General features: G+C 62.2%; 13 protein-coding genes. 5 read left to right on the plus strand and 8 right to left on the minus strand.

Annotated features, from left to right (window positions below; genetic code table 11):
- Positions 1-207: 207 nt before the first annotated feature.
- The 6 genes from AB7535_RS11325 to AB7535_RS11350 all read right to left on the minus strand — a co-directional run bounded on the left by AB7535_RS11325 (position 208) and on the right by AB7535_RS11350 (position 6293).
- Complete coding sequence (locus AB7535_RS11325) at positions 208-1683, minus strand: FAD-binding oxidoreductase (RefSeq protein WP_208086274.1); 1476 nt, start codon at positions 1681-1683, stop codon at positions 208-210.
- Positions 1684-1852: 169 nt separating this feature from the next.
- Positions 1853-2620, minus strand: a complete 768-nt coding sequence (locus AB7535_RS11330) for an amino acid ABC transporter ATP-binding protein (RefSeq protein WP_439036277.1) — start codon at positions 2618-2620, stop codon at positions 1853-1855.
- A 40-nt stretch (positions 2621-2660) separates the two neighbouring features.
- Positions 2661-3353 (minus strand): amino acid ABC transporter permease, encoded by a 693-nt coding sequence (locus AB7535_RS11335; RefSeq protein ID WP_063983834.1) that lies wholly within the window; start codon positions 3351-3353, stop codon positions 2661-2663.
- A complete protein-coding gene (locus tag AB7535_RS11340; protein WP_439036278.1) occupies positions 3350-4144 on the minus strand; it encodes an amino acid ABC transporter permease in 795 nt (264 codons plus the stop codon). Before AB7535_RS11340 ends, AB7535_RS11335 begins: the two co-directional genes overlap by 4 nt.
- A 62-nt stretch (positions 4145-4206) precedes the next feature.
- A complete protein-coding gene (locus AB7535_RS11345) occupies positions 4207-5103 on the minus strand; it encodes an amino acid ABC transporter substrate-binding protein (RefSeq protein ID WP_354117496.1) in 897 nt (298 codons plus the stop codon).
- 29 nt (positions 5104-5132) lie between these two features.
- On the minus strand, positions 5133-6293 hold the full coding sequence (locus AB7535_RS11350; RefSeq protein WP_175618070.1) for an aminotransferase class V-fold PLP-dependent enzyme: 1161 nt from the start codon (positions 6291-6293) through the stop codon (positions 5133-5135).
- A 237-nt stretch (positions 6294-6530) separates the two neighbouring features.
- Here AB7535_RS11350 and AB7535_RS11355 point away from each other — a divergent pair, with 237 nt between their 5' ends.
- The 4 genes from AB7535_RS11355 (at position 6531) to AB7535_RS11370 (ending at position 10351) form a co-directional block, all read left to right on the plus strand.
- On the plus strand, positions 6531-7325 hold the full coding sequence (locus AB7535_RS11355; RefSeq protein ID WP_063983830.1) for an IclR family transcriptional regulator: 795 nt from the start codon (positions 6531-6533) through the stop codon (positions 7323-7325).
- 380 nt (positions 7326-7705) lie between these two features.
- Entirely contained in the window at positions 7706-9130 is a 1425-nt protein-coding gene (locus AB7535_RS11360) for a TadE/TadG family type IV pilus assembly protein (protein WP_071917521.1), read from the plus strand.
- A 10-nt stretch (positions 9131-9140) separates the two neighbouring features.
- On the plus strand, positions 9141-9698 hold the full coding sequence (locus AB7535_RS11365; protein ID WP_063983829.1) for a TadE/TadG family type IV pilus assembly protein: 558 nt from the start codon (positions 9141-9143) through the stop codon (positions 9696-9698).
- Positions 9698-10351 (plus strand): TadE/TadG family type IV pilus assembly protein, encoded by a 654-nt coding sequence (locus AB7535_RS11370; RefSeq protein ID WP_028157690.1) that lies wholly within the window; start codon positions 9698-9700, stop codon positions 10349-10351. The genes AB7535_RS11365 and AB7535_RS11370 overlap by 1 nt, the downstream gene beginning before the upstream one ends.
- A gap of 112 nt (positions 10352-10463) precedes the next feature.
- Here AB7535_RS11370 and AB7535_RS11375 read toward each other — a convergent pair whose 3' ends face one another.
- Together AB7535_RS11375 and AB7535_RS11380 are read right to left on the minus strand one after the other, a co-directional pair.
- Entirely contained in the window at positions 10464-11264 is an 801-nt protein-coding gene (locus tag AB7535_RS11375; protein ID WP_439036279.1) for a type 1 glutamine amidotransferase domain-containing protein, read from the minus strand.
- Positions 11265-11731: 467 nt separating this feature from the next.
- The gene (locus AB7535_RS11380; RefSeq protein WP_439036280.1) at positions 11732-12907 is read right to left on the minus strand and encodes a patatin-like phospholipase family protein; all 1176 of its coding nucleotides are present in this window, start codon (positions 12905-12907) and stop codon (positions 11732-11734) included.
- A gap of 219 nt (positions 12908-13126) precedes the next feature.
- Here AB7535_RS11380 and AB7535_RS11385 point away from each other — a divergent pair, with 219 nt between their 5' ends.
- Complete coding sequence (locus tag AB7535_RS11385) at positions 13127-13909, plus strand: acetoacetate decarboxylase (RefSeq protein ID WP_063983825.1); 783 nt, start codon at positions 13127-13129, stop codon at positions 13907-13909.
- The last annotated feature ends 93 nt before the right edge of the window (positions 13910-14002 follow it).

The raw sequence follows: 14002 nt of genomic DNA on the forward strand, positions 1-14002 counted from the left end.
TAATCTGAATTATTGGATGAATGCCGCGGCTGCGCCGCCCGCGCACAATAGCGCTGGCGTGTCGAATAACAACGGCGAATGAAGCCGTGGGTTAGTGCGATGCGGAAGGCGAAACGGACTTGGTCGTGCGTCCAAGGCGAGTATTCGTGTTCTGCTACCGCTCTGACATCGACGCAGCCGAAGACAAGGCGGCGAAGCGTCACCTCATCACAGCCGCAGCACCTTGCCCGGATTCATGATGTTTTGCGGATCGAGCGCGCGCTTGATGGTGCGCATGATGTCGAGCTCGGTCTTCGAGCGGTAGTGACTGAGCTCGTCGAGCTTGTCGATGCCGATGCCGTGCTCCGCCGAGATCGAGCCGCCCATCGAGGTGATGAGATCGTTCACGGCCCGCGTGATGGCGGACGAATATTGGGTCAGCGTCTGCTGATCCATGCCTTTAGGGCCCATGAACGAGAAATGCAGATTGCCGTCGCCGATGTGCCCCAAAGGATAGGGGCGAATGGTCGGGAGAATGTCGAACACGGCCTTGAGCCCCTGGTCGATGAACCCGGGAATCCTGGAGATCGCCACCGACACGTCGTAGCTCAGTCCCGGCCCCTCGGCACGGGAGGCCTCGGCGACGCTTTCCCGGATGCGCCACATGTTGCGCGATTGACCGACCGTCTGCGCCAATGCCGCGTCGAGCACGCGGCCGGCCTCGAGCTGATCGGCGAGAAACTGCTCCAGCTTCTCGGTCATGCCCTCGGTCCCGTCCTGTCGGGCCCGCGAGGACGACCATTCAAGCAGGAGGTACCATGGCGTGTCCGCCTTGAGAGGATCCTGGGTGCCGGGGATATGGCGCAGCACCATGTCGATGGCGCTGCGGCTCATCAGCTCGCAGGAGCCGACATTGTCCCCTGATGCCGCATGCGCTTCCGACAGGATCTCCAGCGCCGCGCGCGGATCGCGGATCGCCAGCCACGCCGTGCAGACGTCCTTCGGCGCCGGCCATAGCTTGAGGACGGCCTTCGTGATGATGCCCAGCGTTCCCTCGGCGCCCATGAAAAGGTGCTTGAGGTCGTAGCCCGTGTTGTCCTTCTTGAGCGCACGCAGTCCGTCCCAGACATCCCCGTTGGCCAGGACGACTTCGAGCCCCAAGACGAGATTGCGGGCATTGCCATAGCGGAGCACCTGCACGCCGCCGGCGTTGGTCGAGAGATTGCCGCCGATCATGCATGAGCCCTGGGCGCCAAGGCTGAGCGGCAGGAACCTGTCGTGACGGCTTGCGGTCTCCTGAAGCGTCTGGAGAACGCAGCCGGCCTCGACCGTCATCGCGTAACCGACGGCATCGACGTCCAGCACGCGGTTCATGCGGCCGAGCGACAGCACGATGCCGGTGTGCGCCGGCCAGGGCGTGGCCCCGCCCATCAGGCCGGTGTTGCCACCCTGCGGCACGATCGCGACACCGTGCTCATGGCAAAGCCGGACGACTTTGGAGACTTCCTCGGTGCTGCCAGGACGAACGACGGCGCCCGCGCCGCCAACCAGCAATCCGCGCCAATCCGTCACGAACGGCTGCTTGCCGTGCTCGTCCTCGATCAGGCCCTTCTCGCCGACGATCGCGCGCAGCGCATCGCGCATCCGGGCGGTCAAAGGAGCGGTCGGGATGGTGGGTAGGGAGGACGGGAAGGCAGCCGGCATTTTGTTTCCCCTGGCGCATCTTGGTGTGCACTGCGCACGTAACGTGCGGGGGTATTCTCCACGTTTGCGGCGGGGAGTCTAATGGCAATATGTCTCGAAGCGGGGGACCGTGGACGAACGCGTCGCAGCTGCCGTCACCGACGGCGCTTGGTCTCGGCCGGGCGGAATCCTAGTGGATGATCTGGTTCAGGAAGCCCTTCGCCCGTTCCGTGCGCGGAGCCCGGAAGAATGTCTCCGGATCCGCTTCCTCCACGATGCTTCCGCGATCCATGAAGACGACCCGATCGGCGACCTCGCGGGCGAATCCCATCTCGTGCGTCACGCAGACCATCGTCATTCCATCTCGCGCCAGCTCGACCATGGTGTCCAGCACTTCCTTGACCATCTCGGGGTCGAGAGCGGACGTCGGTTCGTCGAACAGCATGATCTTGGGCTGCATGCACAGCGCCCGCGCGATGGCGACGCGTTGCTGCTGGCCACCCGACAATTGCGCGGGATACTTGTCCGCCTGATCCTGGATGCGGACCTTCCGCAGCAAGCCGAGTGCGCGATCGCGCGCTTCCACTTGCGAGATGCCGCGAACCTTGATCGGAGCCAGCATGCAGTTCTCGGCGACCGTGAGGTGCGGAAAGAGGTTGAAGCTCTGAAAGACCATCCCGACCTCGCAGCGCACGCTGTTGATGTCGGCCATGCGGTTGCTCAATTCGACACCGTCGACGACGATCCTGCCGCCGTCGTGTTTCTCGATATGGTTGATGCACCGGATGAGCGTCGACTTGCCGGAGCCCGAAGGTCCGCAGAGGACGATCTTCTCGCCCTTGCCGACCCTGAGATTGACGTCGTTCAGCGCATTGAATGCGCCGAATCGCTTCATCACGTTCTCGACGAGGACGATTGCACTTGGCTGCGTGGCATTGCTGACAGTCGCTTGAGGCATGTTCGTCTCCCGAATACGAGGCCGTTTGGTATCCCGATGATCATCTTGCTGTGGCAAGGCCATATCGCTTGCGAAGGGTGGCGACGCACTGGGAAGCCACCGAGCTGATGACGAGGTAGGCCACCGCGACGACGAGGTACATCTCGACGAGACGTCCATTGAGCTGTGCGAGCTTGGAAGCCGCGCCCAGAAGATCCGTCAACGACAGCACGTAAACGAGAGACGTGTCCTGAAACAGGATGATCGTCTGGCTCAGGATGATCGGGCTCGCCACGCGAAGGACTTGCGGCAGAACGACATGGCGGTAGGTGTCGTAGGTCGACAGCGCGAGCGCCTGGCAGGCCTCGAACTGCCCCTTGTTCACGGCCCGCAGTCCGACGCGGATGATCTCGGAGTAATAGGCGGCTTCAAACAAGCCAAAGGTGATGAACGCCGTGTAGGTCGCCCCGATCGGAATCGGGCGGCCGTTGCCGCTCAGGTGCCCAAGCACGATCGGCACCAGGAAGAAGAACCAGAAGAGGACGAGGATCAACGGGATCGACCGGATGATCGCAACGTAGCCGCGGACGATCTGCGCGAACACCGGGACCTCGAAGTGCTGTACCAGCGCAAGACAGGTTCCGAGGACCATGCCGATGGCGAATGCGGCCGCCGTGAGCGAGAGCGAGAAGAGCAGGCCCGACCAGAGATAAGGCCACGACTGCGCGACGATCGAGAAATCGAGGGTATTCATTTCACGGTCTCCATGGCGCCAGGCAGAGCGCTGCCTTGCTGCATGTCGGCGGCGAGATCCTGTTCAGCAGTGAGCTTCACCGGGGCGCTACCCGGAATCCTGAAGGCCTTGTCGATGAGCGTCATGATCTGATACGCAACCAGCGCCAGGCAAAGATAGATGATCGTCGCCGCGCCGAAGGCCGAGAATGTCTGGAACGTTGCCTCGCTGATCTGGCGCGCCTGTGCGGTGAGCTCCATCAAGCCGATCGTGAGTGCGACGGATGTGTTCTTGTATATTCCCATCACCTCGCTGGTGAGGCTCGGCACGATCAGGCGCAAAGCCTGCGGCACGACGACGTAGCGATAGGTAAGGTAGCCGCTGAGGCCGAGAGCGTTGGCGGCCTCGATCTGCCCCTTCGGAAGCGCTTCGATGCCGGCCCGGACCTGCTCGGCTATCCGAGACGCCGTGTAGAGTCCGAGGCAAAGGAGTGCCGGGAAGAACGATGCCCAAGGCGGCGGCATCTGCTTGATGGCATTTCCGAGCGCGGTCGGCACCACCTCCGGGAAAACGAAGTACCAGAGGAACATCTGCACCAGGACAGGGATGTTTCGGAATATCTCGACGTAGAGCCGGGCCGGAATCGATACGAAACGATTCTGGACTGTGCGGCCCACGCCGACGAACACGCCGATGCCGAAGGCGATCCACCAGCCGAAGAAGGCAAGAGCCAGGGTCCAACCGAGACCCGACAGAAGCCAGTCGATATAGCGCTGGCCGTCTGCCGCCTGTTCAAAAAGCACTCCGAACATCGCGAGCCTCCGGGTTGCAGGTGCGGACGAGGATGACTTTCCGGGACGATCAGCTCCGTCAATCAGTCGACGGCATCGCTGGGATGTGCGATCCGCTCCATCAACTCGTCGGTGAGCGGGAATGCGAGGTTCTCACCCTTGGGCGGGATCGGCCTGGTGAACCATTTCGCGTAGGTCTTCTCGAATTGGCCGGATGCCATCTGCTTGGAGAGAACGTCGTCGACGAGCCTCTTGAAGCCGGCATCGCCCTTGGTGAACATCAGCCCATAGTAGATCTTCGCGTAACCCTCGGAAAGGAACAGGAGCGCGTCCGGATTCGGCGCCGCAGCCTTGAGCCCGGCGAGAAGGATATCGTCCTCCATGAAGGCGACGGCACGGCCGGTATTTAGCATCAGGAAGGACTCCGCATGGTCCTTGGCCTGGACGATGTTGAGGCCGAGCTGCTCCTTGACGTTGACGCTTTGCGCGAAACCTACCGCGTTGGAGCCTTGCGTGGCGACAACCGTCTTGCCTTTCAGGTCGCCGGCGGTCTTCACGCCGCTGGCGGCCTTGACGAGCCAGCGCGGCTGGCTGACGAACGTTGCGACCGAGAACGAGACCTGTTCCTGCCGCTTCTTGTCGTTGGCGGTGCCGCCGCATTCGATGTCGACAGTCCCGCTCTGGATCAGGGGAATCCGGTTCGAGGAGTTTACCGGCGTGTAGTTGACCTTCAGACTGGGCAACTTCAGCTCATCCTTGATGCGATCGACGATCGCCGCGCAGAGATCGAGCGAGAATCCGATCGGCTTCTGATCCGGCCCGAGGTATGAGAACGGTATCGAAGCCTCACGGTAGCCGATCGTGATCGAACCGCTGGATTTGATCTTGTCGAGCGTCGGGCTGTCGGCTGCCGCGGACGGGCTTGCGTTGACAGCCAGGAGCGCCGGGAGAAGTCCCAATACCTGAACGAGCTTCTTCATGGTCTTTGCCTTCCCATCGTTTGTCAGATTCAAGCTGCGACGGACGGGCGTCCGAGCCCTCGCCGGCGGATGACGTCGATCAGGCGATCGATGTCGGTGGCGGTGTTGAACATGCCGAGCGAGACGCGAATGCCATCTCGTTCGGGCGACACGCGCACGCCGTTCTCCTCGAAATGGCCGAGCCAGTCTGCCGCGGGCAGGGCGATGACGTAGATGTGCGGAGCGCGATGCTTGCGCTCGCGCGGACCAACGAGGCGGACGCCCAGCTCGTCCAGGCGCGCAATCAGGTGATCGCCGAGATCGAAGCAGTGGTTCTGGATGTTCTGCACCCCGATCTGCTCGATCATGTCGAGCGAAGCACCGAGGGCGTGGACTGCGGGCAGATTGAAGTTGCCGAGCTCGAAGCGCCTGGCGGCCGGCGAGGGCGCCATCCCGTCGGCACGCGCGATGAGATCGCTCGGGATCTCGGCGAGGCTCGCAGCCGCCAAATAGGTCGGCTCGAGCTCTTTGAGCGTCTTGTCCCAATAGAGCAGCCCGAGCCCTTGCGGAACCAGTAATCCCTTGTGGCTGCCGGAGCCGATGAAGCTTGCGCCGATCGCCTTGGCGTCAACAGGCACGACTCCGATGGCCTGCATCACGTCCACCACGAAGTGGAGCTTGTTCCTGACGCACATCGCGCCGACGCTCTCGATGTCAAAGCGGTGACCGGCGTGAAAAGTCACATGCGACATCGAGATCGCACGCGTCCTTTCGTCGATGAAGGGAGCAAAGCTGTCGGCGTCGACGACTTCCGTCATTGGGATGAAGCGGACCTCGACGCCTTTCCGTTGCAGATTGAGGAACGCGTAGGCGTTGTTCGGGTGATCGCCGTGGATCATCAGGACATTGTCGCCGGCCTGTAGCGGCAGTGCGTTTGCCGCAATGTTCATGCTTTCCGACGTGTTTTTCGTGAAGGCAATCTCATCCGCCGTCACGCCGAGAAAGCGGGCGACCTTGGCACGGGTCTGCTCGACCCGATCGAGCCAGATGCTCTTCGGACCGGCTGTCTCGAAGCCCTCGCGAAGGAAAAGCTCGATCGCGGCCTTCACGGGACGCGCGAGCGGCGTTTGAAACCCGGAATCTAGATAGACCATCCGTTCGACGGCGGGGAATTCCTTCCTCACGGCGTCCACGTCGTAATGACGAGACATGCACATCTCCTGTTGAGCGCGCCGGCAGAACTTGGCTCCCGGCCAAGCGGCGGAGCGCGATTTTCAAAACGGCGAGACCGCACTGCACAATTTCTGGTCAATCGCCGGTGACGCCAAGAATATGAGCTTTCAGGATTTCGACAATCGATTATGTCGAATTTCAATAGGTTTTATTCCGAAAAATGATAATACTCGGCGTTGATCTTGATTTCACTTCCAGTTTTGGCCGGGTGGGAAATGACGAAGCGAATTGGGAAGGAAGGACCGTTGGATCGGGCTTTCGCGATCGTTCGGCATGTTGCCGACCAGCGCAAAGCCGTCTCGGCCGCGGAGATCGCAAAGGCTCTTTCGCTGCCGCTTCCAACGGCACACAGGTTGATCGGAAACCTCGAAGACCGCGGATTGCTTCAGAAGGCGTTGGGTACCAAGCGGTACGTTGTGGGCAACCAGCTCGTCACACTGTCGGCCACCGTCATCGGCGCTGCGTTTCGTACTGCGCGGCGGCATGCGGTGCTTCGGGCGGTCGCGGGAGAAATCGGCGAACAGTGTGAGATCGGCGTCGTACGCGACAACGTCGTTGCCTATGTCGACAGCGTTCGCGTTTCGGAGCCGCAAGGTCTTCAGTTCAATCCGGGGGAAGCGGCGCCGTTACACTGCACGTCGACCGGAAAGATCTATATGAGCAGACTGCCCGAGCGGATCCGGGCGAAGCTGTGCCGCGCGCTACCCCTGACCAAATTCACCGAAACGACGATCGTCGATGTCCACGCGCTGATGAAGGTTCTCGAGGAGACGCGACAACGCGGCTGGGCCAAGACAAACGAAGAGTACGTCAAGGGGGTGGTGGGGTGCGCCGTCCCCATTCTGTCACCGGATCGGGAATTGATCGCTTGCCTCGGCGTCTCTGTACCGGTGGCCCGCGTGAGCTTCGCCGAACTGGACCGGTTCATAGCGCCGCTTCAAAAGGCCGCCGCTCTGCTATCCGACACCATTCTGCAAGTTGAAGACGACGATGGCGCAGATGCCCAATGACGGCATGATGCCTTGGCCTCTGTGCCATAGCCGTCCTTAACCAGACCGACGTGCCTGCTGCGCGGTGATGCTGCACAGCCCACCGGACGCACCCGCCAGCGCCGGCGTTGAGGCCGTATCGACCGCACCTGAGGCCGCTTACCCCTCAATCTCTGCGATCGCGTTTAACCGACGTTAATGATGTCTTCTCGATATGGAACATCTCACTCCGTTGCACTCCCGGTTTGTGGATTGCCCGTAAGTGTTGATTAAGAAGGCCATATCCATATTCCAGCCTGCGATTGGCGGGCTGACCGGCAGCGGTAATCCCACCGGTTGCCCCGATCAAAAGACTTTAGGAATTGCTCTCTGCCGCCACGACGGCAATCAGGATGAAGGTCATGCTCCGCCGGGTAGTGCTGCGTTTCGCAAGAGACCGGAAGGCCAACATCGCCGTTATCTTCGCCCTCACGATGGTGCCGATCGTCTTTCTCCTGGGCATGACGCTCGACTACACGCAGGCCGTCCGCAAGCGGGAACAATTGAACGCAGCCGCCGACGCGGCCGCGATCGCAGCCGTGCGGCCGGCGATGCTGACCCAGACCGACAAGACGGTCGTCCAGGCGACCGCCGCAGCCGTCTTTGCAGCGAAGGCGAATCTTCCCGGTCTGACGGCGACGCCGACGCCGACCATCACCGTCACGGATTCCGGCCTCGCACGAAGCATCACGGTTTCGTACACCGCGCAGTCCGTCAATAATTTCCCCAGCGTTCTCGGCAAGCAGACCTGGGACGTCTCTGGCTCCTCAACGGCGAAGGCGTCGAGTGCGCCCAACATGAATTTCTACCTGCTGCTGGACGACTCGCCGTCGATGGCGCTTGCCGCGACGCAGGCCGACATCACCAACATGATCGCGGCCACGAAGAACCAGCCCAGCTACGCGAAGAATTGCTCGTTCGCCTGCCATGAGGCGCGTCCCAACAACGCAACTGCCAGCTCGACGAACAAGGACAATCTCACCGTCGCACGCGCAAACAACATCACGCTGCGCATCGATCTCGTGACCAACGCCGTTACGCAATTGCTGAAGGGACCCTGGACGTGCCCGCAGGCGGGTGTGACGGGCGGCGTCATGCAGTGCATGTCGGCGCTCAACAACACGACCTACAAGGCCGCCATCTACACCTTCGACTACGCCCTCAACACGATTCAGGTGCTGACCACGCCGGACACCGCCGCCACGAAGATCAACAACATTCAGCTCCTGACGGTCGACCACCAGAACTGCCCCATTGTCGATAGCAAGGGCAACTGCACCTACACCACCGACTACGGCACGGATATCTCGGGCGGGCTCACGGGCGTCAACACCGTGATGCCTGCGCCAGGCACCGGCACCAATCAGGCGGGCGATACGCCGCAGGAAGTGGTCTTCCTCGTCACCGACGGCGTCGAGGACAAGCTCATCCCGAAGACGGGGGGCTCCTGCGACCCCAATGCCACCTATGCGCTTCCGACAGCCAACTCGACGACCTTGCGGTGCCAGCAACCGCTCGACACGACGGTCTGCACGACGATCAAGAACCGCGGCATTCGCATCGCGGTCCTCTACACCGAGTATCTGCAGCTGAGCGACAGCTGGTACACGAGCCGCATCTCGCAGTTCAACAATCCATCCTCGTCAACCGGCACGATCGCGACACGGCTGCAATCGTGCGCATCGCCCGGTCTGTATGCGAGCGTGCAGACAGGTGGCGACATTTCCGCGGCGCTGACCAACCTGTTCATCAAGGTTGCATCCAGCACGGCCAGCCTCGTGCAGTAGGGAAGGCGCCATGACCCGACAGGTCACGACAACGAAAAGATGCCGCAACCGCTGGGCCGCCTTCGCCGGCGATAGCCGCGGAGCCACGGCCGTCGAATTCGCGCTCGTTGCCGCGCCGTTTCTCGCCCTCATCATCGCGCTCATCCAGACGTTTCTGGTTTTCTTTGCCCAGCAGATGCTTGAAACCGTGGTGCGCCAGTCGGCGCGTCTCGTCATGACGGGGCAGGTTCAGTCGGCGCAGATGAACCAGGCGGTTTTCAAGCAGAAGGTCTGCGATCAGATCGTGATCCTGTTCAATTGCAGCGGTCTGATGGTCGACATGCAGGTCGCAACGTCCTGGTCTTCCGCGAACACGGCGACGCCCACGCTGACCTTCGACGGCTCGGGCAATGTGACCAACAGCTGGCAATACAATCCGGGCGATTCCGGCGATATCGTCGTTCTCCGCGTCATGTATGTCTGGCCGGTCGTGCTCGGGCCGCTCGGCTTCAATCTCTCGAACCTTAGCAATGGCAACCGGCTGCTCATGTCGTCCGCCGCGTTCCAGAACGAGCCAGGAGCTACCTGATGATCTCCGCCCTGTCGTCTCGCGCTCGGCAGATGTTGACCGATGTACGCGCTGTTGCAGCGACGGAGTTCGCCATCGTGACGCCGTTCATGCTGGTGCTCTATGTCGGCGGCGTCGAGCTCGGGAACGGGCTCGCCATGAACGTCAAGGTCAGCGCGACTGCGCACAGCGTTGCCGACATGATCTCGCAGAACACGGCCGTCACGTCGACCCAGATGGACGGCATTCTCGCTGCGGCGAGCTCCATCATGGCTCCCTATCCCATCAAGAACGGCAGCACCTCGCTGATGACGATCACGGTCTCCGAGGTCTCGACCGACAGCAATGGCAACGCGACGGTGCAATGGAGCAAGTCGACCAGTACGTCGGGGGCGAGGGCCGCCGGTCAGCAGATGACCTTGTCGTCCTTTACCGCGCCGGGCGGCACCAGCAATGCCAACATCTCGCTCATCCTGAGCGAGGTGTCCTACGACTACGCGCCCAACCTCGGCTTCACGATCGCCGGCACGGTGAAGCTGTCCGACAGCTATTACCTGTTCCCCCGCTGCTCGACGAACACCCCCGCCACGTCGAGTTTTCCCTATTACGACGTGAAATATCCGGCGGCGAAGACCTGCACCTGCGTGCAGCACTTGCAGCAGAAGACCTGTTAGTTTCACGGAACGCGGTCCGAAAGAAGCCGGATGCCGCTGAGGCACGCTTCTGTCCCGATTTCCTCCCCTGAGCGCAATTGCGCACCGGGCCGGATGACATTGGAGTAAACGCTTACGCCGCCACAGTGGCGCGGTCGAGCGCTGCGATCAGCTTTGCCGCGATGGGATGGTCGGACCGCGGATTCTGGCCGGTGATCAGCTCGCGGTCCTCGACGACGTAAGGCTCGAAGTCGACGGCGCTTCGGCTGACCTCGGCACCCGCAGCTCCCAGCGCGTCCGGCATGGTGAAGTAGATCTTGCCGTGCAGGAACTGCTCCTCGATCGGTATCTCTTCCGAGGCGGTGAACACCGTCATCTTGTATCCCGCATATTGCCAGCCCTTGCCCAGCTCCGCGACCTTGGCCTTGTCGCCGGCGATCAGGGCGGCGCGATAGGCCTTGGCGTCGGGCAGGGCGGCCAGAGTTGCGATCGGCCCGTGGCAGAGCAGCGCCGTGATCTTCTTCCGTTCGTGGAAATATCGCAGAATCTTGCCGAGCTCGGGATCCTGCATGAGGTCGACGACCGGGCCCTGCCCGCCGGGGACAAAAACGGCGGCGTATTGATCCAGTCCTCCGTCCACGATCGCGCGCAACGTATGGACGTTGGTCATCGCCGGGGCCTTGTCGAAGAAGTCGCGTCCCCGCCGGTAGGCCTTCTCGTCGCCGTCAAAATGAGCCGCATGATCGGAGGCCGGATCGATGTACGGTTGCTTGCCGTTCGGCGTCGCCAGCACCACCTCGTAGCCGGCATCGATCACGGCCATCGCCGGCACGACGGTTTCATTGAGGTACTGGCCGGTCGGTCCGGTGCCGCCGCCCTGGATTTCGATACGGGTGGCATTGGAGCCGACAACGAGCACTTTTCCTTTGGACATGGTGTCTCCTGCGATTTGCTTGATCGTCTTGCGGTTAGAACTTCATAACAATCCGGCCGACGCGAACGGCAACCTGACGCGACGACCGTTCTGGCGTTTCAAGCAACGACTGGAGCAGATCGGGCGGAGCACGCCGCTTCGCTCCGCAAGCTCGCCCCGAAGGCTCCTGCGGAGGGAATAATCTGTCGCTGCCGAAGAAGTAAGCGGCTTCGCTGATAGCGCGCAAGCCAGCCTCCCAACGTCATTCCGCGCGCAATTTAGGGGATGCGGCGCAGTCTGACCATGTGGCGCGATCGGCCTTGAGCGGATGCATCGTGCGATTTTGCAATGATGCCATCATGCTCCTGTTTTGCCCGACGAGTCAAGTTTACTTCGGTAAAACGTAAGTCATTGATCCGCCACGCGCCGGCTACTGTGCATGGGGTTGTTTTCGCAGTTTTTGTTTGGAGCAGCCCGCGCGGGGTGCTTTACGCGCTCTCCGTCTCCCGGTGCACGTCGTGCACCACGAGGCCCATGCCTTCGTCCGGCATCTTGATCCAGTCGCGGCGCTTCAGCGTGCGCTTGGTGTCCTCGTAGCCGCTCGTCCAGTGCTCGCGCATCGAGGTGCCCGAGAACTCATGGTCCTTGGCGTCGCCCTCATAGGCCTTCTGCTGGTAGATCAGGTGCAGGATCGCGATCTCCGGCATGCGGCGCAGGCTCGACTTGAGGCTACGATCCTCGTCGGAGAGTTGCTCGTCCGGGACTTTCGCCAGCGCCTTGTAGAGCAGAACCTTGAGGTTGTGGGTGCGGCGGTAGACATCGGTGTTGTGGCGCGTGCGCGAGGAATACATGATGTCCTTGTGGCGGGCCATCACGTCCTGGATTGAGCGCGGCAGCACGCCCCGCGCGCTGAACAGGTCGACCTGGAACACCAGCGAGTTGAGCGCGTCCTCCTGGTCGAGCAGATGCTGGAGCGGCGTGTTGGAGACGATGCCGCCGTCCCAGAAATGATCGGTGCCGATCCGCACCATCGGCAGCGCCGGGGGCAGGGCGCCGGAGGCCATGATGTGCTCCGGCTCGATCTCGTCATGGGAGTTGTCGAAATAGATGAAGTTGCCCGAGAGCACGTTGACCGCGCCGACCGCGAAACGGACCTTCTTCTCGTTGATGAGGTCGAAGTCGACGAGCTCCAGCAGGCTCTCCTTCAGCGGCATCGTGTCGTAATAGCTGGTTGCGGTGCGCGCGCCGACCGGGCTGAACCAGGGATTGACCTGGTGCGGGGTGAAGAAGCCGGGCTGGCCCATCGCCGACGCCATCCACGCACTGGTGAGATTGCGCCACTGGCGGAAGATGTCGCCGTCGGGCGTGTAATGCCAGATCTTGCGGTTGGTGATGCGCTCCCAGAAGATGCGCAGCGCCTCCAGCCGCTTCTCCGGCTTGTTGCCGGCGATGATGGCGGAATTGATTGCACCGATCGAGACACCGCAGACCCAGTCGGGCTCGATGCCGGCTTCGTGCAGCGCCTGGTAGACGCCGGCCTGGTAGGCGCCGAGCGCGCCGCCACCTTGCAGCACCAGCGCGACGCGGTCGCAGCGTTCGGGGCGCCAGCCCCGTGCGGGAGGCTGATGCGTCTGATGAGCCGGTTGCGACGTGCGGGCGTCCATGGGTGCCTCCTAGCGTGGACCAAACGATTGCGTCCGGCAGTGACGGCGTGATGACAATTTCAGCGCCGATGCATCGTCCGCATGCAGGCCGACCGCAGCGGGAATGGCGGGAGGTCGTGCGCCTGACGGAAATCCTTCACATCGCGGTCAATGACGGCGGCTAGCAATTTGGGTCCAGGCCTGACGCCGCCGGGCGGGCATCACACACAGGAGATCAGGATGCGCAGGGAAGACGTGCTGAGACTTCCGTCCATGCCGGCGGCGGGGCCGAGCTATCCGGCCGGGCCCTATCGCTTCGTCAACCGCGAATTCCTCGTCATCACCTACGAGACCGATCCGGAGCTGATCCGCGCCGGCCTGCCTGAGCCGCTGGAGCCGATCGACCAGCCGATCGTGCATTACGAATGGATCAAGATGCCGGACTCCTCAGGCTTCGGCAGCTACACCGAATCCGGCCTCGTCATCCCCGCGCGCCTCAACGGCGAGGAGGTCAATTTCGTCTCGCAGATGTATCTGGATGATGATCCGCCGATCGCGGCGGGTCGCGAGATCTGGGGCTTTCCCAAGAAGTACGCCCATCCGAAACTAGAAATCGTCAAGGACACGCTGACGGGCACGCTGGAATATGCCGGCCAGCTCGTCGCCATGGGCACGATGGGCTACAAGCACGAGAGCATGGCCGGCAACGGCGATCGCACCCGCGCGACGCTGTCGAAGACGCAGATCAATCTGAAGATGATCCCGGGCGTCGACGGCCGTCTCGAAGTCTGTCAGCTCGTCGCGATCAACCTCATCGACATCGTGCCGAAGGGCTCCTGGATGGGGCCCGGCCGGCTGCATCTGGTGCCGCACGTCAACGCGCCGGTCGCGGATTTCCCGGTTCGCCGCTGCCTGGGCGCGCACCACTACATCGCCGATCTCACGCTGCCGTTCGGCCGCGTCGTGCACGACTACGTCAAGGAGGCCGAGGCGATGGCCGCGACGGGGCTGGCCGCGGAGTAGGGCGGCCATCATCAAACTGTAACAAAGCCGTAATTGAGTACCCGTGAGAGGTCCGGAAGATGCCGTCAGCCATCTTCCGGAAACGGGGCATTT

Origin of the sequence: Bradyrhizobium sp. 956_D2_N1_4 (genome assembly GCF_052076025.1) — a bacterium.
Taxonomy (GTDB): Bacteria; Pseudomonadota; Alphaproteobacteria; order Rhizobiales; family Xanthobacteraceae; genus Bradyrhizobium; species Bradyrhizobium barranii.

Coding starts and splice junctions, on each gene's coding strand:
- AB7535_RS11370 (WP_028157690.1), top strand. CDS start 9,698: ATGATCTCCGCCCTGTCGTCTCGCGCTCGGCAGATGTTGACCGATGTA.
- AB7535_RS11385 (WP_063983825.1), top strand. CDS start 13,127: ATGCGCAGGGAAGACGTGCTGAGACTTCCGTCCATGCCGGCGGCGGGG.
- AB7535_RS11375 (WP_439036279.1), bottom strand. CDS start 11,264: ATGTCCAAAGGAAAAGTGCTCGTTGTCGGCTCCAATGCCACCCGTATC.
- AB7535_RS11380 (WP_439036280.1), bottom strand. CDS start 12,907: ATGGACGCCCGCACGTCGCAACCGGCTCATCAGACGCATCAGCCTCCC.
- AB7535_RS11365 (WP_063983829.1), top strand. CDS start 9,141: ATGACCCGACAGGTCACGACAACGAAAAGATGCCGCAACCGCTGGGCC.
- AB7535_RS11330 (WP_439036277.1), bottom strand. CDS start 2,620: ATGCCTCAAGCGACTGTCAGCAATGCCACGCAGCCAAGTGCAATCGTC.
- AB7535_RS11355 (WP_063983830.1), top strand. CDS start 6,531: ATGACGAAGCGAATTGGGAAGGAAGGACCGTTGGATCGGGCTTTCGCG.
- AB7535_RS11345 (WP_354117496.1), bottom strand. CDS start 5,103: ATGAAGAAGCTCGTTCAGGTATTGGGACTTCTCCCGGCGCTCCTGGCT.
- AB7535_RS11335 (WP_063983834.1), bottom strand. CDS start 3,353: ATGAATACCCTCGATTTCTCGATCGTCGCGCAGTCGTGGCCTTATCTC.
- AB7535_RS11325 (WP_208086274.1), bottom strand. CDS start 1,683: ATGCCGGCTGCCTTCCCGTCCTCCCTACCCACCATCCCGACCGCTCCT.
- AB7535_RS11340 (WP_439036278.1), bottom strand. CDS start 4,144: ATGTTCGGAGTGCTTTTTGAACAGGCGGCAGACGGCCAGCGCTATATC.
- AB7535_RS11360 (WP_071917521.1), top strand. CDS start 7,706: ATGCTCCGCCGGGTAGTGCTGCGTTTCGCAAGAGACCGGAAGGCCAAC.
- AB7535_RS11350 (WP_175618070.1), bottom strand. CDS start 6,293: ATGTCTCGTCATTACGACGTGGACGCCGTGAGGAAGGAATTCCCCGCC.